30 protein-coding genes are annotated in these 24,119 nt (G+C 38.0%); 12 read left to right on the top strand and 18 right to left on the bottom strand.

Annotation, left to right across the window (positions count from 1 at the left end):
* Positions 1–138: 138 nt before the first annotated feature.
* A complete protein-coding gene (gene fabF / locus ACFQRG_RS09000; RefSeq protein WP_380965637.1) occupies positions 139–1,380 on the bottom strand; it encodes a beta-ketoacyl-ACP synthase II in 1,242 nt (413 codons plus the stop codon).
* Between the two features lie 225 nt (positions 1,381–1,605).
* Positions 1,606–2,541 carry a beta-ketoacyl-ACP synthase III gene (locus ACFQRG_RS09005; protein WP_380965550.1) on the bottom strand — a complete coding sequence of 312 codons (936 nt, stop codon included), beginning with the start codon at positions 2,539–2,541 and terminating at the stop codon, positions 1,606–1,608.
* Between the two features lie 256 nt (positions 2,542–2,797).
* Between ACFQRG_RS09005 and ACFQRG_RS09010 the strand changes: the two genes are divergently transcribed.
* The gene (locus ACFQRG_RS09010) at positions 2,798–3,154 is read left to right on the top strand and encodes a hypothetical protein (protein ID WP_380965551.1); all 357 of its coding nucleotides are present in this window, start codon (positions 2,798–2,800) and stop codon (positions 3,152–3,154) included.
* A gap of 55 nt (positions 3,155–3,209) precedes the next feature.
* On the opposite strand, the gene ACFQRG_RS09015 is transcribed toward ACFQRG_RS09010, so the two are convergent.
* From ACFQRG_RS09015 to ACFQRG_RS09060, 10 genes are all read right to left on the bottom strand, one after another.
* A complete protein-coding gene (locus ACFQRG_RS09015; RefSeq protein ID WP_380965552.1) occupies positions 3,210–3,875 on the bottom strand; it encodes a hypothetical protein in 666 nt (221 codons plus the stop codon).
* A gap of 12 nt (positions 3,876–3,887) precedes the next feature.
* A complete protein-coding gene (locus ACFQRG_RS09020; protein WP_380965553.1) occupies positions 3,888–4,034 on the bottom strand; it encodes a hypothetical protein in 147 nt (48 codons plus the stop codon).
* A 174-nt stretch (positions 4,035–4,208) separates the two neighbouring features.
* Complete coding sequence (gene moaD / locus ACFQRG_RS09025; protein WP_380965555.1) at positions 4,209–4,445, bottom strand: molybdopterin converting factor subunit 1; 237 nt, start codon at positions 4,443–4,445, stop codon at positions 4,209–4,211.
* Complete coding sequence (locus tag ACFQRG_RS09030; RefSeq protein WP_380965556.1) at positions 4,442–4,909, bottom strand: molybdenum cofactor biosynthesis protein MoaE; 468 nt, start codon at positions 4,907–4,909, stop codon at positions 4,442–4,444. The genes moaD and ACFQRG_RS09030 overlap by 4 nt, the downstream gene beginning before the upstream one ends.
* Positions 4,909–5,430, bottom strand: a complete 522-nt coding sequence (gene mobB / locus ACFQRG_RS09035; protein WP_380965557.1) for a molybdopterin-guanine dinucleotide biosynthesis protein B — start codon at positions 5,428–5,430, stop codon at positions 4,909–4,911. Before mobB ends, ACFQRG_RS09030 begins: the two co-directional genes overlap by 1 nt.
* Positions 5,421–6,686 carry a molybdopterin molybdotransferase MoeA gene (locus ACFQRG_RS09040; protein ID WP_380965558.1) on the bottom strand — a complete coding sequence of 422 codons (1,266 nt, stop codon included), beginning with the start codon at positions 6,684–6,686 and terminating at the stop codon, positions 5,421–5,423. Before ACFQRG_RS09040 ends, mobB begins: the two co-directional genes overlap by 10 nt.
* A gap of 67 nt (positions 6,687–6,753) precedes the next feature.
* Positions 6,754–7,035, bottom strand: coding sequence for a metal-sulfur cluster assembly factor (locus tag ACFQRG_RS09045; protein WP_380965638.1), 282 nt, complete (start codon positions 7,033–7,035; stop codon positions 6,754–6,756).
* Positions 7,036–7,125: 90 nt separating this feature from the next.
* Positions 7,126–7,356, bottom strand: coding sequence for a YvrJ family protein (locus ACFQRG_RS09050; RefSeq protein ID WP_380965559.1), 231 nt, complete (start codon positions 7,354–7,356; stop codon positions 7,126–7,128).
* An 80-nt stretch (positions 7,357–7,436) separates the two neighbouring features.
* On the bottom strand, positions 7,437–7,658 hold the full coding sequence (locus ACFQRG_RS09055) for a DUF2922 domain-containing protein (protein WP_380965560.1): 222 nt from the start codon (positions 7,656–7,658) through the stop codon (positions 7,437–7,439).
* 38 nt (positions 7,659–7,696) lie between these two features.
* Positions 7,697–7,921: a DUF1659 domain-containing protein gene (locus ACFQRG_RS09060; RefSeq protein ID WP_380965561.1), complete on the bottom strand. Its 225-nt coding sequence runs from the start codon at positions 7,919–7,921 to the stop codon at positions 7,697–7,699.
* 159 nt (positions 7,922–8,080) lie between these two features.
* On the opposite strand from ACFQRG_RS09060, the gene ACFQRG_RS09065 reads away from it, so the two are divergent.
* The 4 genes from ACFQRG_RS09065 (at position 8,081) to ACFQRG_RS09080 (ending at position 10,582) form a co-directional block, all read left to right on the top strand.
* Positions 8,081–8,347, top strand: coding sequence for a hypothetical protein (locus ACFQRG_RS09065; protein ID WP_380965563.1), 267 nt, complete (start codon positions 8,081–8,083; stop codon positions 8,345–8,347).
* Between the two features lie 133 nt (positions 8,348–8,480).
* Positions 8,481–9,290, top strand: coding sequence for a Cof-type HAD-IIB family hydrolase (locus tag ACFQRG_RS09070; RefSeq protein ID WP_380965564.1), 810 nt, complete (start codon positions 8,481–8,483; stop codon positions 9,288–9,290).
* A 481-nt stretch (positions 9,291–9,771) separates the two neighbouring features.
* Positions 9,772–10,233, top strand: coding sequence for a GNAT family N-acetyltransferase (locus ACFQRG_RS09075; RefSeq protein ID WP_380965565.1), 462 nt, complete (start codon positions 9,772–9,774; stop codon positions 10,231–10,233).
* A gap of 91 nt (positions 10,234–10,324) precedes the next feature.
* Positions 10,325–10,582: a NifU N-terminal domain-containing protein gene (locus ACFQRG_RS09080; RefSeq protein ID WP_380965566.1), complete on the top strand. Its 258-nt coding sequence runs from the start codon at positions 10,325–10,327 to the stop codon at positions 10,580–10,582.
* Positions 10,583–10,666: 84 nt separating this feature from the next.
* On the opposite strand, the gene ACFQRG_RS09085 is transcribed toward ACFQRG_RS09080, so the two are convergent.
* Both ACFQRG_RS09085 and ACFQRG_RS09090 read right to left on the bottom strand, forming a co-directional pair.
* A complete protein-coding gene (locus ACFQRG_RS09085) occupies positions 10,667–11,173 on the bottom strand; it encodes a sigma-70 family RNA polymerase sigma factor (RefSeq protein ID WP_380965567.1) in 507 nt (168 codons plus the stop codon).
* A gap of 242 nt (positions 11,174–11,415) precedes the next feature.
* Complete coding sequence (locus ACFQRG_RS09090; RefSeq protein WP_380965568.1) at positions 11,416–12,555, bottom strand: ATP-binding protein; 1,140 nt, start codon at positions 12,553–12,555, stop codon at positions 11,416–11,418.
* A gap of 263 nt (positions 12,556–12,818) precedes the next feature.
* Here ACFQRG_RS09090 and ku point away from each other — a divergent pair, with 263 nt between their 5' ends.
* Complete coding sequence (gene ku, locus ACFQRG_RS09095; protein WP_380965569.1) at positions 12,819–13,664, top strand: non-homologous end joining protein Ku; 846 nt, start codon at positions 12,819–12,821, stop codon at positions 13,662–13,664.
* Positions 13,665–13,700: 36 nt separating this feature from the next.
* On the opposite strand, the gene ACFQRG_RS09100 is transcribed toward ku, so the two are convergent.
* The 3 genes from ACFQRG_RS09100 to ACFQRG_RS09110 form a co-directional block, all read right to left on the bottom strand.
* Positions 13,701–14,615, bottom strand: a complete 915-nt coding sequence (locus ACFQRG_RS09100) for a DUF6612 family protein (RefSeq protein ID WP_380965570.1) — start codon at positions 14,613–14,615, stop codon at positions 13,701–13,703.
* A 125-nt stretch (positions 14,616–14,740) separates the two neighbouring features.
* Entirely contained in the window at positions 14,741–15,598 is an 858-nt protein-coding gene (locus ACFQRG_RS09105) for a DUF6612 family protein (RefSeq protein ID WP_380965571.1), read from the bottom strand.
* A gap of 240 nt (positions 15,599–15,838) precedes the next feature.
* Positions 15,839–16,816: an NAD(P)/FAD-dependent oxidoreductase gene (locus tag ACFQRG_RS09110; protein ID WP_380965572.1), complete on the bottom strand. Its 978-nt coding sequence runs from the start codon at positions 16,814–16,816 to the stop codon at positions 15,839–15,841.
* Positions 16,817–17,026: 210 nt separating this feature from the next.
* Between ACFQRG_RS09110 and ACFQRG_RS09115 the strand changes: the two genes are divergently transcribed.
* The 6 genes from ACFQRG_RS09115 to ACFQRG_RS09140 all read left to right on the top strand — a co-directional run bounded on the left by ACFQRG_RS09115 (position 17,027) and on the right by ACFQRG_RS09140 (position 22,980).
* Complete coding sequence (locus ACFQRG_RS09115; protein WP_380965573.1) at positions 17,027–18,595, top strand: spore germination protein; 1,569 nt, start codon at positions 17,027–17,029, stop codon at positions 18,593–18,595.
* 3 nt (positions 18,596–18,598) lie between these two features.
* Complete coding sequence (locus ACFQRG_RS09120) at positions 18,599–19,717, top strand: GerAB/ArcD/ProY family transporter (protein WP_380965574.1); 1,119 nt, start codon at positions 18,599–18,601, stop codon at positions 19,715–19,717.
* Complete coding sequence (locus ACFQRG_RS09125; RefSeq protein WP_380965575.1) at positions 19,704–20,897, top strand: Ger(x)C family spore germination protein; 1,194 nt, start codon at positions 19,704–19,706, stop codon at positions 20,895–20,897. Before ACFQRG_RS09120 ends, ACFQRG_RS09125 begins: the two co-directional genes overlap by 14 nt.
* A 13-nt stretch (positions 20,898–20,910) precedes the next feature.
* Positions 20,911–21,141 carry a hypothetical protein gene (locus tag ACFQRG_RS09130; protein ID WP_380965576.1) on the top strand — a complete coding sequence of 77 codons (231 nt, stop codon included), beginning with the start codon at positions 20,911–20,913 and terminating at the stop codon, positions 21,139–21,141.
* 19 nt (positions 21,142–21,160) lie between these two features.
* Positions 21,161–22,291, top strand: coding sequence for a GerAB/ArcD/ProY family transporter (locus tag ACFQRG_RS09135; RefSeq protein ID WP_380965577.1), 1,131 nt, complete (start codon positions 21,161–21,163; stop codon positions 22,289–22,291).
* A 68-nt stretch (positions 22,292–22,359) separates the two neighbouring features.
* On the top strand, positions 22,360–22,980 hold the full coding sequence (locus ACFQRG_RS09140; protein ID WP_380965578.1) for a DUF47 domain-containing protein: 621 nt from the start codon (positions 22,360–22,362) through the stop codon (positions 22,978–22,980).
* A gap of 142 nt (positions 22,981–23,122) precedes the next feature.
* On the opposite strand, the gene ligD is transcribed toward ACFQRG_RS09140, so the two are convergent.
* Positions 23,123–24,058 carry a non-homologous end-joining DNA ligase gene (ligD, locus tag ACFQRG_RS09145; RefSeq protein ID WP_380965579.1) on the bottom strand — a complete coding sequence of 312 codons (936 nt, stop codon included), beginning with the start codon at positions 24,056–24,058 and terminating at the stop codon, positions 23,123–23,125.
* Between the last annotated feature and the right edge of the window lie 61 nt (positions 24,059–24,119).

Genomic DNA, 24,119 nt, shown 5'->3' on the forward strand with positions numbered 1-24,119 from the left:
GTATAAAAATATGAGGAAACTCCGATAAATATGACAAGGAGAGTTTGATAGTTATTTACAGTATCCACAGTTCACAGGGTCTGCCTCACAAAAAAAGAAAGCCTCCGGAACAGGAGGCTTTCTTTTTGAGGTTTCATTCTATTCTTCAAACTTTTTAAATATAAGCGTTGCATTATGACCGCCGAAACCAAGTGAGTTGGTCATGGCTACGCGCACAGACTGTTTGCGTGATTCATTTGGTACATAATCGAGATCACATTCTTCATCAGGGGTTTCGTAGTTGATTGTAGGCGGTATAATACCGTCTTCGATTGCTTTGATACTGAAAATAGATTCAACACCGCCTGCAGCCCCGAGCAAGTGGCCGGTCATAGATTTAGTTGAGCTCATGGCTAATTTAAAAGCATAGTCTCCAAAAGCTGTTTTAACGGCCATTGTTTCATTTTTATCATTTAAATCAGTGCTTGTACCGTGAGCATTAATATAATCAACGTCCTCAGGTTTCAGTTCTGCACTTTCAAGGGCTTGTCTCATAGCCCGAACCGCGCCGTCAGCGCCAGGTTCAACTGCTGTAATATGGTAAGCATCGCCGGTTGACGCATAACCGACAATTTCCGCATAAATATGTGCACCGCGGTTAACAGCTGATTCAAGCGATTCAAGAACAATAACACCGGATCCTTCACCCATTACAAAGCCATCACGGTTTTTGTCAAACGGACGGCTTGCTGTTTTCGGATCAGGGTTCGTGGAAAGAGCCTTCATGGAACCAAATCCGGCAAACGCCATGTTGACAAGCGGCGCTTCGGTTCCGCCGGTGATAATAATATCGTTATCACCGCGTTCGATCGCTCTATAAGCATCACCAATACAATTCGTACCTGTTGCACAAGCGGTCACCGAGCAGGAACTGATGCCTTTAGCACCCAGGTGAATAGACACTTGGCCAGAAGCCATATTCGGAATCATCATCGGTACGAAAAATGGGCTGACGCGGCGATAACCTTTTTCCAAGGCAGTTTGCGTTTGAGTTTCAAAAGTTTCCATGCCGCCAATACCTGAACCAACCCATACGCCGACACGCGGTGCGATCGCATCGGTAATTGTTAAATCTGCATCTTTTACAGCCATAGTTGATGCTGCAATTGCATAGTGAACAAAGCGATCCATTTTGCGTACGTCTTTTTTATCCAAAAAATCAAGCGGATCGAATCCTTTAAGTTCACCAGCTACCTTCGCCGTAAAGTTTTCTGGGTTAACCCTTGTTACTTTATCAATCCCAGACTGACCTGCGACAGCATTTTTCCATGTTGTCGCTGCATCGTTACCTAGAGGTGTTACTGCTCCTAATCCAGTTACGACAACTCGTCTTTTCATGATCTTTCAACTCTCCTTTAAAATGAATGTTCAAAAAGGAGGACAAAAAGAGCCGAGAAGTTCAAGGAAGCGCCGCCTCCGAGCAACGAGCAACAACTTCTCGAACTACTCCGAGTTGCGACGAGAAGTGGCGATACATCCAGAATACGCAACGGCGCAGGAGCACAAAACCACAGTCTTATCCTTAATCAATAAATTTTTCCCGGACTTTTTGAACATCCTCTTTAACTATTTACCCCATCGCATAGCTACAGCTCCCCAAGTTAAGCCTCCGCCAAAACCGACGAGTACGAGAATATCTCCATCTTTTATTTTGCCATCTTCTATTGAATCTGCCAATGCTAAAGGTATGGAGGAAGATGAAGTATTCCCGTATTTATGAACCGTATTAATCATTTTTCCTTCCGGTATGTCTAAACGCAGCCTTGAAGCTTCCATAATGCGAATATTAGCTTGATGAGGAACTAGATAATCAATATCGTCCTTTGTTAAGTTAGCTTTTTCAACAACATTAACAGCGGATTCTCCCATTTGCCGAACTGCAAATTTAAAAACTTCCCGCCCATTCATTATAAGGAATGGACCTTGCTGATACAAATGTTTACCCCCGATACCGTCTGAACCCAGCTCAAAGGACAAAATACCTTTGCCTTCTGACACAGGCCCCATGACAACTGCCGCAGCTGCGTCGCCGAATAAAACGGCTGTACTGCGGTCTTCCCAATTGGTAATTTTCGAAAGCTTTTCTACACCAACAATAAGCACATGCTTATATTCTTTAGTGTCAATAAATTGCTTCGCTGTTATCATACCATACATAAACCCCGCACAGGCAGCGCTTAAGTCCATCGAAGGCACGTTTCTGCAACCGAGTCTATCCTGAATCATACAAGCTACAGAAGGAAAAGGCTGGTCAGGTGTAACCGTAGCAACTAAAATCATATCAATATCTTCCGGTTTAAGCCCTGCATCCTCAATCGCATTCTTGGCAGCATAGTAGGCCATATCTGATGTATCTGTATTATCATCGGCAATACGTCTTTCTTGTATCCCGGTTCTTGTTCTTATCCATTCATCTGTTGTATCCATCATTTTTTCCAAGTCAAAGTTTGTTAACACACGCTCTGGAACAAACTTTCCAATACCTAAAACTCCAGCACTCATTAAAGTACCCCTTTCAAATTAATCAAAAATAATTATATGTTCAAAAAGGAAGGGAATAATCCCTTATTTTTTGGACAGAATATATCAGTTAATATTAAGACTTGGTACTAATTCTAATATGAAACAATTATTTTGTCTATGTTCCACCAGTCCATTTTTTAAAGGGATAGACAGATAACTTTCTAAAAAAACACCAAACCCTTTTGTCCATCATAAATTATAAATATACAGAACACTATAACAAGGAGGGAAAACATTGGCCAATACAAACAATAATAACCAACAAGATAACCGGTTCTATGATCCCTTTACACAATTCATGTTCGGCCCGCCGATGGCGCCGCCTCCTTATCCGCCAATGCAGCAAATGCCGATGCAACAACCGATGCAACAGCCGCAGCAGCAACAAGTTCAAAGCCAGCCGCAGCCGCAGCAACAGCAGCAACAAAATTCGCCAAATCAACAGCCAAACGCCATGCCCTTTTTTGATAATAATGGAAATCTTGACTTTAACAAATTAATGTCAGGTGCCAATCAGGTTTTTAATATGATCAATAAAACCGGGCCTATGTTAAAACAAATTTCACCCTTACTAAATATGTTTAAAAAGTAATAAGCTTCGTATGCTTTCTTAAATAAAAATAAACCTGGAAAAACCAGGTTTATTTTTATTTAAGAAAGCTTTTTATTTCATTAAATGGATAAGTCAATATTTTATCTTGGTCGGGTTTGCGGGAACTATCTGACATTTGCAAGATATGAAATCCCTTTTGCATTTGGATTGAAGATTCAAGGGTTTCAATTAAAGGCGACCCTTCTTGCTGATGATGATTTGGTTCATCTTTTTGCGGTTCAGAAATTTTAATAACAACCGCCCGTTCAATGGAGGACTTAGATGCATATTCATCTATCTGTTTTGCAAAAAGTGTTTCAAAACTTGTCTCAAGAACCATTTCGTTTTCTTTTCTCGAAGAATCATTTTCTGATACCATAATTATCGATGTTAGATGATCCATCTGGTTTAATAATCTTTCCAAAAGCTTTTCGAATTTTTGATAACTTAAATCCCTTTCGTTATGATTGTCTTTATTAAGATCTAAGAAATAAGCTTGTTGAATGTTTGTCCGTATTTCGTCATTACATAAGTCTTCCATGCTTCCTTTTTGAAACAAGGCATTTCTTCCAATAAATAATTCACGTTCTTCTTCTTGTTCCCGTTCTTTATCATTGCATGCAGAGCTTAGGGATAAGACATTTTGTCCCTTTGATGTTAAATGACCGCAAAGCGCCAACCCTAAAGAACTTAACCCGCCATAAACGAGTGTATAAGTCATGCTAATCCCCCATTATTTTAACAGTTTCGACTGGTAGAACTCCCTTTTATAATTCTTTAACAATTGTCTTAATTCATAGATTCGCAGTTTACCCTTATAAGTTAAATTCTCAGGATCCTGGTTCAATAAAGCTTTTAATTCATCTTTAATTTGTGACATCAATGTCCCTCCTTTTCGGCAAACACTCCTTTCTTTTAACTTATGCTAAAATAAATAAAAAATGAGAAACAACCATTTAAACCTGTTCGTTGTTTCTCATAAACTATCAAAATTCACTTTGTATAAATTTTTCAATGTTAATTTTAATTTCTTGATTTCATAACCACTCAACTGTCAACCGCCGCTGACAGGAGGAATAAGGGCGACGACATCTCCTTCGTTAATCACTTGATCGTCTTGCGCATAGGCTTCGTTAACCGCTATCATCACATAGTCAATTTGTTCCAGTCCCGGCACCTTTGCAGAAAGTTTTTCTTTCAATTCACCGACAGTAAGAGAACCTTCGTGCCAAGTTATTTTATTTTGACCTGTTTTTTCTTTCAAGCCCGCAAATAATAAAATTTCAATCATTGGGATTCACCTCCTGTTGGATGGCCTTCAGGATAGGATTTCGTTTCCAGCTGATTGCCTACCCAAAAATCGCCGTTTTCCCAATGCTCTTTCTTCCAGATGGGGACAATTTCTTTAATCCTTTCAATCGCATGACGCGAAGCTTTAAATGCAGCATCACGGTGCGGTGTTGAGACGCAAATAACCACAGCAATATCAGAAATATCAAGCCTGCCGATCCGGTGAGTAATCGCCGTTTTCGCCTCAGGCCACTTAGACCTTATTTCATCCCCAATGCGCCCCAGCTGCGTTTCAGCCATCGGAATATAAGCTTCATATTCTAGGTAAAGTGTTTTCTTCCCTTTAGTCATTTCCCGAACCGTACCAATAAAAGTATTTATAGCTCCGGCATTTGGGTCAATGACTTTATTTATGACGTCCTGGACGATGATTGGGCTATCCACAATTTCAAATAATTTTCCCATTATGTCTTCCCCCCTAACCGATGCAAAATGATTGAAATTAATGTTTCAAAATCATTGACGGAGAAAACAGGCACTGATGTTTTTCTTTTCAACCTTCTAACATCTCCATGAGTAACAACAGCTTGAATATTGTCCAGCTGTCTAATAAGATGATCGTCCTCTAATCCCCTATGAAAAAGAATCTTCGGATAGTTCGCTTTCTTGAATCCTTCAATAAGAATAACATCATAACGTCCTGACAATTGATAAAAAGCAACGATGTCTGTTAAGGCGAAAGGATGATGAGACACGATGGAAAAACCGTTCGTCAACGCATACACTACTGCATCCGCCCCGCTCTCCCAATGCTTTCCCGTATCTGTTTCGGGATGAGTCATTGATTCAAATTCCTGATCGTGACCGTGATGTTTAATGGTTGCCGCCTGGTAACCGGCTGCTCGTAACCGTGGCAGTAACTCAGTTATAAATGTCGTTTTACCGCTGTTATGATAGCCGACCACTTGCCAAACGTTTACAGACAAAATTGTTCACTGCCCTCTCCATTTAACAGTAAAGCTTTTACCTTATCGCCTTTCTGATATCCTCTGGTACCGCCCGGGAGCACCATCAAGGCATTAGCGCCAATAAGCGACGTGACAATATTAGACTTATCTAAGCCTACCGGCTGTGAATGCCAATAGCCATTTTCAAAGGTTACCCGGCTGCGGACAAATCTATTAAATGGATTCGGCTTCGGAAAATCATGTGTTAAGGTTGCTTCTACATTATCAAGGAACTTATTATTCAAGCCTTGAGAAGCTTTTATATAAGGGCCGGCAAATAGTTCAAATCCAACAAAACAGGAAGAAGGATTACCTGATAATCCAAAAAGGATTTTGCCGCTGTCCGGTAAATAGGCGACGGTCGTTACACTTCCGGGGCGCATGCCGACTTTATTAAAAAGCACCTCGGCGCCGAGTTTTTGATAAATATCAGGCAGATAATCAAAATCTCCAACGGAAACACCGCCGGTTGTGATTAAGGCATCAACTTCTGACAACACCTTTTTGACACCTTGAAAGCTTTGCTCAAGATCATCTTTTAGTTGGCCAAAATATTTTGGCATTCCTCCAGCCTGCTTTACTTGCGAAATAATCATATGAGCGTTGCTGTTGCGGATTTTACCCGGAACAAGCGGTTCACTGACATTAAGCAGCTCAGAACCTGTAGCAATAATACCGATAACAGGTTGTTTGTAAACTTTAACTTTCGCATAACCGAATGTCGCTAATACTGCTTTAACTCCTGGAGTAACATGATGGCCCTTTTCCAGCAGCAATGCTCCTTTTTCAGTATCTTCGCCTTGCCAAGAAATATTATCAAATTTCTTAATATGACGTTTGATTTCAATTTTCTTACCGTCATTTTTCTCATGTACAATTTCAAGCATAACAATGGCATTTGCTCCCTTAGGCAAAGCCGCTCCAGTCATGATTCTTATTGCCTGGCCGTGCCCGACAGAATTTTGAGCGACGTCACCTGCCCCTATCTCTTCAATGACTTCAAGAGTGACAGGATTCTCACGCGAGGCATGGCTTGTATCTTCCGCAATAATCGCAAATCCATCATAAGGTGACCGGTTAAACGGCGGCACATCATGATCAGCATATATATCTTCCGCCAAAACTCCATCATCGCTGTCATCTATTGAGACAATTTCCTCCGGCATTAAATGTACATGATTCATTACTTTCGATACTGCTTCTTGAACCGAAATTGGCTTTCTTCTCTCAACCATAGCGGTTTCTCCTCCCCTTTCTATTTATCCTTATGTAAAAAAACACCCCCAAAAAGGGGGCTGAAAATTAAGAGATACCCAATGCGATCTTAGCATATCTGGACATTTTGTCTTTTGTCCACGGCGGATTCCATACAATATTAACGTCAACTTCATTAATGCCTTCAAGTGTTGATAAAACCGTCTTGATTTCGTGCTGTATTGTAGCTGCCAATGGGCAACCCATTGCTGTTAATGTCATGGTAACCAGTACATCGCCATTTTCATCAATATCTACACCGTAAACTAAGCCTAAATTGACAATATCAATACCCAGTTCAGGGTCAATGACTTCTTCAAGCGCTTCCATGACTTGATTTTCAAGTTCACTTTGGGACACATCAACATCCCCTTTCCAAAAATATTTATCATTTATAGTATAACCTTTTATACTGTTTCATCAAACCGTTTTGTTCGAACTTTCCACTATATCCAAAGCTTCTATCCCATTTCTTTTGTTTAATTGTGAACGGCCTTCAGAATAAGTACGCTCAGCTGGATGAAAAAGATTCGGCAGACTTTGAATCGACTTGTTCAATTCATCCAATTTACCTTCAATCCGATGAAGAAGGTATAAGGTGACAACAATCGGAAAGCCGACATCTTTGATCATTGGCATCCATTCATCCATGCTCATTCTCCTTTCTTTAAAGAGGATGTTCAACGCTATTTAAATGAGAAAGAAAAGAGAAGGAGAAATTCCCCCTTCCCTTAACCTAATGAAATGTCGTTAATATTTCTTTCAATGACACGCGCACCTTTTTTCTTAACCAGGTCGCCGCCGGAAGACGTAAATGCGCCCGCTTGGATAATGGTATCCATTGCAGCATTTACAGAGACTGGATTAATCGGATCAATGGGGTCATCCAAGCTAATTCTTACGGTATCTCCTTTAACGTTCTCAAACAATAAGTCTAGCGTTTTCGCCAACATTGCCACACCCTTTCATTTTTTGATTACAAAATTACCTATTAAGCCTGTTCAGATAGATCTACGATGTTATTTCTTTCAATAGAAATGAGCGGGTATTGTTTCAGCGGTGCGAGGACTTTTGCGACGCTGTAAAGCTGATCATCCGTTGCATTAATCTTAACGTTGCGGAAACTCTTTTTCTTTATAACCGGCTTCCCCTCTTTGTTAAGACCGCCATCTAATGCCATGACGAGTGTTGTGTCAGTCAGTGTACTCATTGCCATGTTCATCTCCTCCTTTCATATTATAAGTAGTCATATTCAGTAAAAAGTGGTGAATGAGTTTTAAAAAAGGGGTATAAAAAATATGTAAGTTTTTTCAAAGTCTATGATTTCCAACAAAATTAGACATATTATATAGAAAGCGGAACGGAGGTGTTGATAATGAAACGATTTATTATTTTCCTTATCGTTCTTCTTTTAAGCTATACATCACTGGAAATAACCGTATTTATCATGGAATCTTTTTTATCAACAATGAGCTTAGGAACTGCTTTTCATGATTTATTTACACATATTGAGGGCGTCCAAATTGCCTCACTTTTTGATACGGTTCCAATTATAACGATGATGGTGTCATGCGTTATCGCGTTATTCATTGCTTCTGTATGGCCGGCGCAACGGCATCAATCAAATCATATAAATGTTTAAAAACTCGCTGTCCGCGAGTTTTTAACATTTTTCTTACATCACCTTCATATCTTTTTCAAAATTCTTATCATATAATAGAAAGCAAGTATTATACATAACGCTTAAAAACAGACAAAAAAAGGAATGAAAGCCGATGGAAAAATATCTTATCGCCGTCGACCTGGATGGAACGCTTCTAACTGATAACAAAACGATTTCCTTATACACCAAGCAAACATTGCAAAAAGCAATTGCCCACGGTCACTATGTCGTCATTTCAACCGGCCGGCCTTTCCGTTTAAGTATTGATTACTATAATGAATTAGAATTGGATACGCCTATTGTCAATATCAATGGCGCATATGTTCACCACCCAAAGGATAGTACGTGGGGCGAATACCATCGTACATTAAGCATTGAGGATGCAAAAAAAATTATTAAAACATGCGAAGCTTATGATTTAGCTAATATTCTTATTGAAGCAAAAGATGATGTATACATAAAAAACCCCGATCCAGAGATCACTAAAATTATTGGGACTGACCATCCTAAAATTATTAAAGGCGATCTTAGCGAATCACTTAGGTTCGGGCCAACTTGTATACTGGTTCAGCCGTTTAAAGAAAATGTTTCATCCCTGGTCAGCGATTTGGGAAGTCAATATGCCGACGCAGTTTATCAGCGATCATGGGGTGAACCGTGGTACATTATTGAAATGATCAAACGCGGTGTAAATAAAGCGAACGGTCTAAAGAAAGTTGCTGATTCGCTTGAAATCCCAAGCGATAGGATTATTGCCTTCGGCGACGAAGATAACGACCTGGAAATGTTAGCTTATGCAGGCCGTGGCATTGCCATGGGCAACGCTTCAGATGAAGTCAAACAAATCGCAAATGAAATAACCGATACAAATGAAAAAGATGGTATTGCCAAGTATATTGAAAAGGCTTTATCTATTTCCTGATTTTGCATAGCCGGCTCTTCTTAAGAACAAACTACTATTGAAAGCTTAATTAAGGGAGCTGTTATAATGGATAAACGTACAAATGAAAAATTAAGAAAACCGCTCGACTTTAAAAAGCAAAGCGAAAGAAAAGCAAAATCTCAAGAAAAACTTAGCCGCGGCGGCGCATAACGTAAAGGCCGGTTAATCTCCGGTCTTACTTACATTTTATGCTGCGGATTTGATATCAACTCATTTAAAAAGTCTTAATGTTTACAATTCATAACAATATTCTTATAACAATGTTCACGGTTTTACGAATATCTTCCAATAAAAAGTCAGCATAGGCCATACCCATTTCGCCTTGTTTTTTGTATACTTGAAAAGTAGCATTTATATATAAAGGATATTCTAATTTAAACACGTTTTATACATTATTAAAGTTTCATAACAAGGATCTTTAAGGAAAGCTCCTTAACTATTTAAATCATGGACAATGGGAGTGAACGTTTTGAAAGTCTATCAGATTAAAGAGGATGCAGCTGATGCAATAAAGCAACAAATGGCTGAATTGTTCATGCAACAAATTTCCGTTACGACTAATGATGAATCACTAAGAAAAATCTCTCAAGCTATTGAATTAACGATACAATCTAATGGAACATCCAGGATTATTATTGCTGAAGAAAACGGCATTGTCCTAGGGTTAGCCCTTGTCAACATTGGTGTTGATTTACGTACCGGCGGACACTATTTATGGCTGAATGAGCTGTATGTCCATAATGAGTACCGAAATAAAGGGATTGGACGGAAATTATTATTATTTATTATTCATATGGCCGAATCAGAAAACATTAAATCAATTGAACTGGAAACGGGTGTAAACAATTCCGTTACTAAACATATGTATAATTCACTCGGTTTTTACGAAATCGTTTCAAAAAGATACGGCTTCAGTTTTTAATCTATTATGGTAAAATGAAAGAAAAACTTGGTTTTTTGTGTTAAAAAATAAATAAGAAATAAATGCGATCGTATCTAAAGGAGAGATATTAATGAGTATCGATGTTCGTACGGACGTGACTCCCAATCCAAATGCTATGAAATTCACCGCCGCAAAAAAGATGTTTGACGGCCGCGTTATAGCAAAAAAAGGTGATCAAGTCAGTCATCCGCTTGCTTCAAAACTTCTGGCGGTTGATGGGGTTGACAATATCTTCGGTTATGAAGACTTTGTGACTGTTAATAAAACCTTCGATGCTGATTGGGAAGACCTGCTTCCAAAAATAGAAGAAGTCTTTAATAATATATAGAAACTCGCCGTACAAGGCGAGTTTTTTTCGTTTTTTTTATGATGAATTTGATATCCAAAAACTAAACGCATGTTGTGCCAAGTTTTAATTTCCATTAAGAGAAAATTTTTTTCTGAGCTTTTTTATAGCTGATTTTTTCCAAGATCTTACCGTGTGCGTTGAAACTTTTTCTTTCTCAGCTATCGTTTGCGTCGTTTCGTCATCTATTATGGCAAATTTAATCCATAATGTTTCACGCTCGGTTAACCCGTTGGTCCACTCCTCTAACAAAGTATTCTTAAAATAACAGTCTTCTTCTCCAGCAACATTTTGTTGAATTTTTATCGTGCTTTCAGAAAAAAGATGCCTGTCTTGAAATCTTTTCCTTTTCTTTATAGCGGTTATCAGTTCGCCATGAATATAGCTCTTGGCGAAACTGGGGAAAAAGCCCTTTTCCGGGTTAAAAGCTTGATATGCCTTCCATAACGCAATTAAGCCAATTTGAAACATCTCATCAAAGTCATTCTGCAAATGAAGATTGACAATTGTCTTTTTAATTAACGGTGTAAAATCTTCAGCTAATTGCTCAAATGATTGATTTAACTTTTCCAACTCAGTCGGCCCCTGTATGAAGACGCGTCCTCAATATTCCGCGGTAGAATTATCATACAAGGGGCTGAAAATCGATGCACATCATGATTTTTCTGAGTTCCCCCAATTGAAACGGATCAAATCAATGAAATCATCTGAGCATTTTGTCAAAACTATAGTATTTTAACATTTGATTTTCGAATAACCTTATAATTTTATACAAAAAGGATGAGACAAAAACTCAACCTTCTTACTAAAAATCATTATTCATCTGCCCTTGGCAAAACAAACTGAAAGGCGGTTTCTTCTTCTGTCGTGGAGACTGATATCTTTCCTTCATGCTTTTCGATAATCTGTTTACAAACCGACAGTCCTAACCCTGTTCCAAGCTCTTTCGTACTTATGAAGGGCTCAAATATACTATCCAGTATGTGTGATGGGATTTTTCGCCCATTATTGCTAATGTTAACATAGATATATTGTTCGTCGGCGTTTGCGTTAATCCTTATCTCACGGTCTCCGCAAAACTCGCTCAACTCTTCTACAGCATTGTTCATAATATTAAGCACAACCTGTTTAATTTGTTCCTTAATGCCATTGGTAAATAAGTTTTTCTTAATATCCTGATTAACTTTAATTGCTTCAACAACAAAGCGGGGATACATAAAATTAATCATCTCTTTAAGTAAAGAAGATAAGTTGAAAATGGCCATATCATCACCGAGGCCGCGCATTTTTGATAAATAAAGAAATTGCGTCACTTTATCTTCCAGGCTGTCCATTTCTTTACTTATAATTGAAAAATAATACTTAGACTGTTCATCAAGTGACGGATTGCGTTCTAATAAGGATATGAAGCCTTTAATTGATGTCAATGGGTTGCGGAATTCATGAGCAAAACTTGCTGATATTTGCCCGAGAATTGTTAAACGATCATTATGCATTTCATTGATGAACATGCTCTTTTCATTAATGATTTGATCTTTTTTCTTTGTATAGTTGACGACCGCATAATAAAGATAAGCATCAAAAAATCGGTTTGTAACAGCTATACCTTCTAGAACAGCTGACTGATTATCAATGGTATTAACCATTAATTGATTCACAATCTCCCGGGCAATATTTATATTTTTTACAAAATCAGACAAATCAACCTTTGCCTCTATTCGCTCAGCGACAATCTTTTCTGTCAAATTACTGATTAATTTTTTATTCGGCCTTCGAAAAAAAACGGCCAGTAAGCGCGCTGTATATAAAGCGTTATAAATAACATCTTCATAAAAAGGATCCGATTTATCAAACTGACTCTTTTCTAACCATTTATTAATAAATATTTCGGGATTATTCTCTAATAAATTAATGATCTGTTCAAATTGTTTAACATTAAGCTTTGTTTCAACCATAGCTAGATGTCCCTTCTTTAGAAACCTATAATTATTTTAACATTTATTAAGGATATTTTAAGAACCTGTTTGATTTTTTTAGGAAAAAGTTGACAAAGCAATAACAAAAAAATTCCTTCCTTTTATCATTGCTTTGAATAACTAAGATACGGAACTTTCAGCTTCTGCCATAATCAACTGTTCCTTGAAACTTTTTGACCAGCCTTTTTAAGTAGTAAAAAAAAGATTTTAGGTCAAGATAAAATTATGAGGAGCGTGAAGTTATGCATACAATGTGGAAAGGGTCGATTAGTTTCGGGCTGGTCCATATTCCGATAAAATTGTACGCTGCAACTGAGGAAAAAGATATCAAACTGAGATATCTTCATCAGAAATGCAGTACGCCGATAAAATACCAAAGGTTTTGTCCAACCTGTGAAGAAGAAGTTGCTAATGAGGAAATCATACGCGGTTACGAATACGAGCCCGGACAATTTGTTCCTATTAAAAAAGAAGAAATTGATGAGCTAAAAGGTGATACCAAGCGAACAATTGATATTCTTGATTTTGTTGAACTAAAGGAAATCGATCCAATTTATTATAATAAATCTTATTTTATCGGTCCTAACGAGAATGGTGAAAAGGCTTATGCTCTTCTGAAGCAAGCACTTGATGATTCTAACAAAATTGGACTGGCTAAGCTGACACTCCATTCAAAGCAGCATCTCGCCGTCGTCCGGGTTTATGAAAAGGGACTATTGCTTGAGACGATATATTACCCTGATGAAGTGAGGGCAATCGATTATGTACCCGGTATTGACCAAGTTGGCGAAACGAATGAAAAGGAATTAAAAACCGCCGTTCAACTTATCGATCAATTGACAACATCCTTCGAACCTGAAAAATATCAGGATGAATACCGTGAACAATTATCAGATCTTATCCAAACGAAAATTGCCGGCAATGAAGTCAAAAAACCTAAAAAGGCAGCAAAAAAGGAAAATGTCGTGGATCTGCTTTCCGCTCTTCAAGCAAGCATTGACGAAAGCAAACCTAAAGGCAAAAAGCCAGTCAAAAAACCGGCAAGCAAAAAAAGTTCAACAGCCGTAAAGAAAAAGAAAAAAGCATAAAACCCGGCATCCGCCGGGTTTATATGATATACATCCTTATTGATAAGTCCCGGAACTGGTTTTAAAATCTGTTTTATCGTTATTTAAACCGCTGTTATCTTTGTTTAAGCTGCTGTTATCCCCATTTAAATCCGGAGTTTTGAGATCTTTAGCATTATTTTTCACATCACTTGGAACAGATACTTTCACTTTATTAAATTGACTGTAATCCGCCCTCATATTCATCTTCATTTTTGCTTTATCTGACGTATCATCAGGGTTAGTGACGGTCATATCCATTTTCATATTCATTGTCTTTGGTGTGAATTTTTTCTTGTCAAATGAGTATGTAAAGGAAGCACTATTATATTTAACATTTTTTAAAGCTTGCTTTGTTTGTTCATCAACATTTGCCAATTGTTTATCCATCATCTTATTCACAAATTTTTGAAAGTCTTTGCCTTTGCCATTAAACTTTAATACATAAGCGTTATCTTTTTCTTCCAGATTAAAGTCTTTTGAATAGCCTTTTAAGTTTTTTAATTGGCCTTTAAGATCTGTTGATTGGGAGTTAGTTAAATTTTGAAGTTCTTTGCTTTGCGGATTATCAAGCTTTACCCATTGCTTTCCTGTTGGATCTTTCAAATAGATTTTATCTTTAGTCATGTATAATTCCATATTTACGGGCTGGCCTTTGTCTGTTGCTTTTTGATTAGAATACATCACCAGAGGTTCCTTCTGAAAATTAATAGTGCCTTTGGATGTTGTACTGACTTTTTGGCCTTTTTCCGAAACCGCTAAATCCGTTGCAGTATTTGCTTTAAAGCTTTTAATGTTTTGTGAAGCTTTTTGCGCCTTTTCTAAAAGATCATTTGCATTTTTCGGCCCGGCATTTGAAGATGTACTTGCAGAACATGCACTTAAGGCAATAATCAACACAAGACCGGCGACTAAGCTGAAAATCTTTTTCATTATTTTTCTTCCTCCTCCAAAATAATATAAAATCTATCAATATTATACACTATCCAGCTAATTTTTGGTAAAGATCAAGTCAGAAAATAGGTGATTTTTGGGATTAAACCCGGCTGTTGCCGGGTTTAAAGACTGTTTGTATAGCTGTCATAATTTCCATTATCCTGGTTTTCATTTGGGCCGAGAATTTCTTGTGCATTATTTTTAACCTTATCAGGTACCGAAACTTTAACATTATTAAACTTGCTGTATTTGACCTTTATATTCATTTTCATTCTTGCCTCTTCCATTGAATTGCCCGGATTAGTGATTGTCATATCAGCTTTCATATCCATTGTCTTCGGTGTTAACTTTTCTTTGTCAAACGAATACGTAAAGGAAACATGATTGTATTTAGCGTTTTTCAGGATTTGCTGCGACTGTTCATCCATATTTGCCATTTGTTCTTCCGTCATTTTATTTAAGAAGTCAGCGAAGTCTTTGCCGCTGCCGTTAAATTTCAAAACATAGGCATCATTCTTTTCTATGAAGTCAAAATGCTTCGCATGGCTTTTCAAACTTTTCAATTGACTTTTTATATCTGTTGATTGAGATTGTGATTCAGCCAATTGCTGAAACTCTTCGCTGTCCGGATTATCGATTTTTAACCACATTTCAGGATCTGATGGATTTTTTATATAAATTTTGTCTTTGGTCATATACATTTGAATGTTTATGGAGCTGCCGCTTTCAACTGTTTGATTGGTGTATAAAGCAACGGGATTCTTCTGAAAATTCATATAGCCTTTTGTTCTCATACTCACGCCTTGACCTTGTTCAGTTATATTCACATCTGTCACCGTATATGCTTTAAAGCTTTTAATGTTCTTAGATGCCTTTTCCGCCTTTTCTAATACATCATTTGCATTCTTCGGGCCAAAGGAACACGCGCTTAAAGCGATGACCAAAATCATACCAGTAATCAGGCTTAGAAACTTCTTCATCTTTTCCTTCCCCTTTAATTCTAATTATTCACCTGCTCAAATCATGTTTTCCTAATGACCGGCAGATGTCCTAAAGCCTTCTTAACTATGTATGATTTATAGACATGAATGGTTAATCTTTATACAAAAAATATGGCCGTGAGTTTCTTTATAAGTACCCTTGAAGCAGGACATTGAAACCATAAAAAAACCCTTAAGCCGTCCTTTTTTATTGGACGTGCTTAAGGGTTTTAAACTTCTTTAAAACATACTTGTACTATGTTTTGGCTGCGTCTTCGCCTTAGGGTCAATATAAGTTTTTGCGTTATTGACGGCTGTCGGCGCTTCCCCGAAGCCTGTGGCAATTAGTTTTACCTTGCCGTCGTAAGTACAGACATCGCCGGCTGCGTAAATACCTTCAATATTGGTTTCCATCTTGGAATTGACTATAATAGAGTTTTTTTCAATTTCAAGTCCCCAATCTTTAATGGCACCAAGTGATGAGACAAAACCGTAGCTGACTATAACGTCATCAACAGTCAGCGTTTCTGATTGTTCCTTATTATCGAGAACAACGCTAGTCAATTTTTCATCATTGCCATCAACATCTATAATTTGGTATGGGGTTTTAATTTGCACTGTCGATTGTTTCAGTTGCTCAACACTATGCTCATGAGCACGGAATTTATCACGGCGATGGGTTAAAAATACTTCCTTTGCAACAGGTTCGAGTGTCAGCGCCCAATCAACGGCTGAATCGCCGCCGCCGCAAACAAGCACACGCTTATCTTTAAAAGCTTGAACATCTTTTACAAAATAATGCAGGTTCTTACCTTCATACTTTTCTGCTGCTTCAATACCAAGACCGCGCGGCTGAAAAGCTCCAACTCCCGCAGTAATAATAATCGTTTTAGAATAATGGCTGGATTTATCAGTAGATAATACAAAATGATCTTCCTGTTTCTCTACTTTTTCAACGGATTCTCCTAAAACAACCGCCGGATTAAACATAAGCGCTTGCTCTTCCAGATTTTTAACGAGATCACGCGCCAGAACCTTGGGGAATCCTGCCACATCGTAAATATATTTTTCAGGATAGAGTGCAGTAAGCTGCCCGCCTAATTCAGGCAAACTCTCAATGATCTTCACCTTCATCTGCCTTAATCCGCCATAAAAAGCTGCAAACAATCCTGTTGGGCCGCCGCCAATAATTGTAATATCGTAAACTTCTGTTGTCATTCAATTCACCACCAACTTATTTTTATATATATAAATCATTGATATATATTTTTACCCTAACTATATACTACATCATTACCAAACATTGATTCACGTTATTTATATTTAATTGTATAATTTTTTGTCAAAAAACAAAACTCAGCTTCAATAGAAAGTCCCTTTATTGGTCATAATAAGCACAAATTCGCGAAAACAATTTGAGGGATCATTATGAAGGTTTTTAGAAGAAATCATCGGCAAAAATCTAGAAATAAACAGTCTAACTCGGTAACTATACCGCCAAAAGATCTGAAAGGTTCAGCCCTTTCAAGAGATTTAAATAAAAATATACAGATATTAAAATCCCTTTATACCGATTGTTCAGATGTTATTTTTCATGATTTTCTTATCGGTGAAAGGGAAAAAGCCGTTCTGATCTATATTGACGGTCTTTCAAACATTGAAGAAATTGATGAACATTTGCTTGAGCCGCTGATGAGAAGCAGTACAGCGCCAATCAGTATACCTGCTATTAAAGACAAAATATCTATTTCTTCTATTAAGGAGATTTACAAAATCAGTGATGTTATTGATCAAATCGCAAGCGGCAACCCGGTTATTCTTATCGATAAAGCCGACACTGGCCTAACCGTGGCTTTGCCGCATTGGGAAATGCGTTCAATTGAAGATCCCAGCGCTGAATCAGTTGTTCGCGGCCCGCGCGAAGGTTTTGTAGAAACAATTAGGGTCAACACATCTTTGATTCGCAGAAAAATTAAAAGCCCGCAATTAAAAATGAAATCAAAGGTGCTTGGAAAATATTCAAAGACACAAATCGTCATTACCTACATAGAAGGGATTTGTGAGAAAAGACTCGTTCAGGAAGTAGAGCATCGTTTGAACAGGATTCGTATCGATGGCATTCTCGAAAGCGGTTATATAGAAGAATTGATTGAAGATAACCCGTATTCCCCATTCCCTCAAGTGCTAACAACAGAACGTCCGGATGTTGTCGCCGGAAGTTTATTAGAAGGCAGGGTTGCCATTCTCGTAGATGGTACGCCATTTTCGATTATCATGCCTATAACATTTTGGTCACTCATGCAATCATCTGAAGACTATTATCAAGGATTTATTGTTGGGACAACGCTTCGTTGGTTAAGGTATTTTTTTCTTGCTGTTGCCTTGCTCGCCCCATCACTATATGTTGCTATTCTGACTTTTCATCAAGAAATGCTGCCAACGACACTCTTGTTAACAATTGCCCAATCCCGGGAACAGATACCATTTCCAGCCCTCGTTGAAGCATTGATTATGGAGGTGACCTTTGAGGCGCTTCGCGAAGCAGGTGTCAGATTGCCAAAACAAATCGGTTCCGCTGTCAGTATTGTCGGCGCCTTAGTTATTGGACAAGCGGCAATACAAGCCGGGTTAGTATCGGCGCCAATGGTCATGATTGTTGCCATTACCGGTATCGCTTCTTTCATGATTCCCCGCTATACTGCGGCGACGTCGATCAGATTGTTGCGTTTTCCCATTATGTTCTTATCGGGGTTTCTTGGTTTATCAGGCTTGATGCTAGGCGTTATAACGCTGATTATTCATTTGTGCTCTTTAAGATCGTTCGGCGTGCCTTACCTGGAACCGCTTGGTCCATTCCAAACCAGCGGCCTAAAAGATGTTCTGTTCCGAGGCCCGCTTTGGTCGCAAAACACGCGTCCCCACTTAACAGGAGAAGACTGGAATACAAACCGGCAACCGCCTGGACAAAAGCCGAATTTAGGTAAAGGGGATGAGTAATCTGTGATTGAAAGAGGTAAAATCTCATCTTCCCAAATGAGCATTCTCATGTTCACATCAATTACTTCAACAGGCATTTTATTGTTGCCGTCAGCCGCCTTTCAATACGCAAAACGGGATGTTTGGATTGCGCTCATTATAGGAGCAATACTCGGCTTTTTTGCGGTATTTGCTGCTTGCCGGCTGCATCAATATTTTCCTAAAAAAACGATCGTACAATACAGCGAAATTCTACTTGGAAGATTTGTTGGTAAAATCATCGGATTTATTTACATTTTTTTCGTTTATTACTTAAACAGCTATATTCTAAGGGAATACAGTGAGTCATTAATTACAAATTTCCTCCCCAAAACGCCATTATTCATTGTTATTGGATGTATGGTGTTAGTCTGTTCCTTTGCTGTTCGGGGAGGGGTCGAAGTGTTGGGCCGTTGTGCGCAAGTTTTTATGCCAGTGGTTGTGCTTTTATTTCTGTTAATCTTAATCCTTCTTATTCCTGATCTTGATCCATCAAATATCTTTCCGGTTATGGACAATGGCATGATTCCCCCTTTAAAAGGTTCATTAGTTGCTATGATATGGTTTGGCGAATATATGCTTATATCATCTCTGCTCCCGTTTGTCAGTGATCCTAAAAAAGGGTTAAGGACTGGATTCGTCTCGGTTCTGGCAACATTGCTGATCATCGTCACTGTTAGTCTCATCATTCTTTCTTTATTTGGAGAATTGATGGGGGGCTACCTTTTTCCAGTAATTGTAGCCGTACGCTATATCAGTATCGCCGATTTTATTGAACATGTTGAAGCCATCATTATGGCTATTTGGATAGTTGGGGCATTTATGAAAATTACGCTGTTTTACTATGTGACGGTTTTAGAAACTGCCCAATGGCTTAAGCTTTCCGACTACAAGCCGTTGGTTTTTCCGTTAGGTTTTCTGTTAATTTTAATGTGCCTGTGGATATACCCTGATTTACAGCAATTAGTAGAAGCTGTTGGCATAGCTTTTACCGCCTTTTCGGTATTCATTGAAGTCAGCCTTCCAGTGTTACTTTTATTCTTGGTCTTTATTCGTCAAAGATTTCAGCGATACAAGGGGAATCAACGACATGAATCGGTATAACATTTTTAAGAAAATATTAAATAACCCATTTAAATGTATAAAAAAGTATATTCTCATCCCATTATGTATGAGTATCCTTTTACTTGTCTCCAGCGGATGCTGGGATCGGGTAGAAATCAATGATCTTGCTATTGTAACAGGGATAGCGGTTGATGCAGCCAGTCAAAAAAAAATACAGCTGTCTGTTCAACTTTTTATGCCCAGTTCCGGCGCCTCCATGCAAGGAGGCGGAGGTGGAGGATCCGGCAGCGGCAGTCAACAACAGTCATTTGTCGTATCAGCGGATGGTGTAAATATCGCTGACGCTGTAACAAACATTGAAGAAAAGGTATCCCGTCAGATTTTCTGGGGCCAAAACGACACAATATTCTTCGGTAAAAAGTTAGCAAAAATCGGAATAGGCCCTTCTATGGACTTTCTGACACGTTATCCGAAGCCGCGGGAGCATGCCTATGTGTTTGTTACTGAAGGTAAGGCCAAAAAAATCTTGGAATTAAAACCGAAACTTGAAAGAAATTCATCAGAAGTCCTCAGGGAATTAGCTAAGAAACAAACTGGGATGAAAACAACATTGAAAGATTTAGCCCAAATGTTATCCGACCCATACGAATCAGCTGTTCTTCCTTGGGTGGAATTTCATAATGAAAAAGGGCGAATCAGCGGAGTTGCTCTTTTTTCCGGAGACAAAATGACAGGACGTATGAATAAGGAAACAACCAGGGGTGTGCAATGGCTAAGAAATGAGATTAAAACAGCTACCATTACTGTTAATCCCAAAGGTAAAGGACTCGTTTCCATGTACCTATTAAGAAGTAAAAGCAAACTTAAACCAGTGATTAGAAATGGCACTTGGGAAATCATTGCCAAAATAAAGTCAGAAGATGATATTGTTCAAAATTCTACAAACTTGGATGTGATGGATGAAAAAGTCATTAACAAATTAGAAAAGGAAATGGGTAATTTGGTTAAAAGACGCGTTTATATGGCTGTTCATCAGGCTCAGAAAAAAGATTTGGATGTATTTGGATTCTCAGATGTCTTCCATCGCAAATATCCAGCTAAATGGAGAGCTTCAAAAAAAAATTGGAAGGAAATTTTTCCTCATGTAGTTGTTAAAGTCGATACCAATGTAAAAATTCTTAGACCTGGCGTCACATCTAAAAGTGCAAGCAAACCATAATGGAGTGATATGAATGAAATTGATGTATGTGGCAGGGATAACGTTCGTTGCTGTTTTAATGACATTATATGAATGGCCGAAAATGAAAAAGGCTAATAAAAAAAAGGAAAAAGCCGCTTATACAGTCATAACACTAATCGGCTGGGTATGTGCCGTTTTACTCGTTTACTTCCCGAATATGCCCGGCCCGACACAAGTCGTTAACTTCTTTTTCATGCCAATAAGCAAATGGCTTGGGCTTTAAAATAACGCTTCTGAAGGGAGTGATAACTATAATTGAAAAAGGGAAGATTTCAGCTTACCAGATGGGTGTTTTAATGCATTTAGCAACCGTGTCAACGGGGGTTTTACTGCTTCCATCTGCAATGTATAAATTCGCACAAAAAGACCTATGGTTATCACTCCTCATCAGTTCATTAATTGGTTTTGTTATGGTTTTTATTGCTTGTAAGCTTCATCAATACTTTCCGAAAAAAACTTTGATTGAAATAAGCAACACTTTACTTGGGAAGATTGGCGGAAAGGTCATTGGTTTCATTTTTCTTTTCCTGACACTATATATTAATGGTTATATTGTAAGAGAATATAGTGAGTTTTTAATCACCAATTTCTTTGACAAAACGCCTATCACCATCATGGCAACAAGCTTAACTTTAGTTTGTTCATTTGCTGTTCTTGGCGGGTTAGAAGTCATAGCACGATGCGCTCAAATATTCGCTCCTGTTGTTATCCTTCTTTTTCTGGGAATTGTCATGTTACAACTTCCTGATATGGAGCCATTAAATATGCTGCCAGTTATGGATAACGGTATTGTGCCTATACTTAAAGGTACAATCGCCCCAATGGGATGGTTTGCTGAATACACATTTATTTCATTTTTGCTTCCTTACGTCTCTGACGGCAAAAATGCGATGAAGGCTGGATTTATTTCCGTTTTGACAGCGGTCCTCGCTTTACTTATTGTCTGTCTCGTTATCCTATTCATCCTCGGAAATCTGACAGGGAAGTACCTTTTCCCTTTTATGATTATCGCACGGTATATTAGTGTCGCTGATTTTCTTGAACACGTTGAGTCCATTGTAATGGCTATCTGGATCGTCGGCGCGTTTATTAAAACTTGTTTATATTTTTATATCAACGTTTTAGGCATCTCACAATGGCTGAAACTTTCTGAATACAGATCGTTAACTTTGCCTGTTGGACTTCTTTTAGTCATATTAGCGGTTTGGGAGTTTCCCAACCTCCAGGCATTAATTAATTTTAGTCCAGTGTCAGTTATCGATAAAATAACCGGGTTTATTATTCCGGTATTGTTATTACTCTTAGCCTTTATCTACAAAAAGTTTAGTGATGGGAAACAAAACAAAGGAAGTCAGCCGCAAAAAGACGTATAATTTCAAACTTAATTACAGGAGAATATATAACAAGAATGAAATAATTAAAGATGCAGGAGGTTACTTTCGTGATTTTTAATTCCAAACATGATAAATTTCTTAATCTGCTAAAACAAATATCAACCAATCTGGAGGAATCCACTCAATTTTTTGTTGATTTCCATATTAATCAGATAGAAGACCTGGATAAATTTTCAACGGTTATGAAAAAATACGAAAATAAAGGAGATTCCTATATTCACGAGCTCATTGTGAAATTAAACAAAACATTTATAACTCCTCTTGAAAGAGAAGATATTCTAGCTTTGGCATTAAAAATGGATGATGTCCTCGACGGATACGAGGAGTGGGCAAAACGTATCGTTGTTTACCAAATCAAAGAATCGGATGAATATATGAAAAAATTTGTGGACTTTTTACTTCAAGCAACAAAAGAAATTGCCAAATCAACTGACCTTTTGTCCAGAAGAAAATTATTTGATATTCAAAAACATATCGTCAGAATCAATGATTTCGAATCAGAGTGTGACAGCATTCTTGAAGAAAGTCTTCGCCATCTTTTCCAAACGGAAAAAGATCCGATTAAAATCATTCAATATAAAGAACTCTATGAAATGCTTGAAGACATTGCTGATAATTGTGAAGACGTAGCTGATACGTTGGAAACAATTATTATGAAAAATGCTTAAAGGAACTTAACGCCCCTTATTAAACCATAAACCTGATTGAACTTAATAGGTGCCGGTCAATAAAGATAATGTGCCGGAGCGCTTTGTTAAGACCGGTTTCCAGTCGTCCAGCTGGTACCAATTAATTTTTTTGTTTGAGCATCTAATCATTAAATATACATTCTTCCGGAGATGTTTTTACAAATCCCTCAATGCTTGGCTGTCTAAGTGATCCGCCTTCTGTCCATTCAGCGTACTTTATTTTAACTGTTAATTCAGGTCGAATCCAATAAGCACCTTTGGAACGTTCGGGCTTGTTATAAAACGGGCGTTCTTTTATGACCATCGGCTTTAGTTTCTCTGTTAATTGACGCCATTCTTTTTTAGTCATTTTCCCGGTGCCTGTATGACCAATATAAATAAAATGTCCCTTTTGATCATAAAGCCCGAGCATTATTGCATTGACAATGCCGTTATTTAAAGTAAATCCTCCGATCACTGCAATAAGATCCTGGTAATTTTTTATCTTAACCCATTCTCTTTTTTGTCCAATTATGTATGGCGAGGATTTCCTTTTCATGACAATCCCTTCCATACCATTTTCCTCTATCACATTGAACAGCGTTACTCCGTCTTCATTTGAAGTAACAAGTTGAATTTGATCTTTAGTTTTAATTATCGAGGTTAAGATATCATATCTGTCAATGAATGGACGATCATTAATCCATTCACCATTATAATAAATAACATCAAAAATCATATAAGAAACAGGTACAATATCCTGCATATAATCAATCTTATCCATCCGTCGGATACCATCCCGCCTCATAACTTCATGAAATGACGGCTTCCCGTCAGACCCCAACGCAATGACTTCTCCGTCAAAAATAACAGATTCAGCCGTACTGTATGATCTAACATCCAAAAGCTCCGGATAGTGAAGCGTACGTTCATGGGATTTACGATTAAATAGCCGGACAGCTTGGCCATCATAATAAGTTAATACACGAACGCCGTCCCACTTTATTTGAGCAATCCATTCTTCTCCTTCAGGAATGTAATTGCTCATTATAGGTTCCATTGGAATTATTGGTTTCACCAAAATCAACCTCCTGTTCTCTAACATATTTTGATCCAATTAAACCAAAATATAATATAAA

The organism is Scopulibacillus cellulosilyticus (assembly GCF_042665295.1).
GTDB classification, from domain to species: domain Bacteria; phylum Bacillota; class Bacilli; order Bacillales; family Sporolactobacillaceae; genus Scopulibacillus_A; species Scopulibacillus_A cellulosilyticus.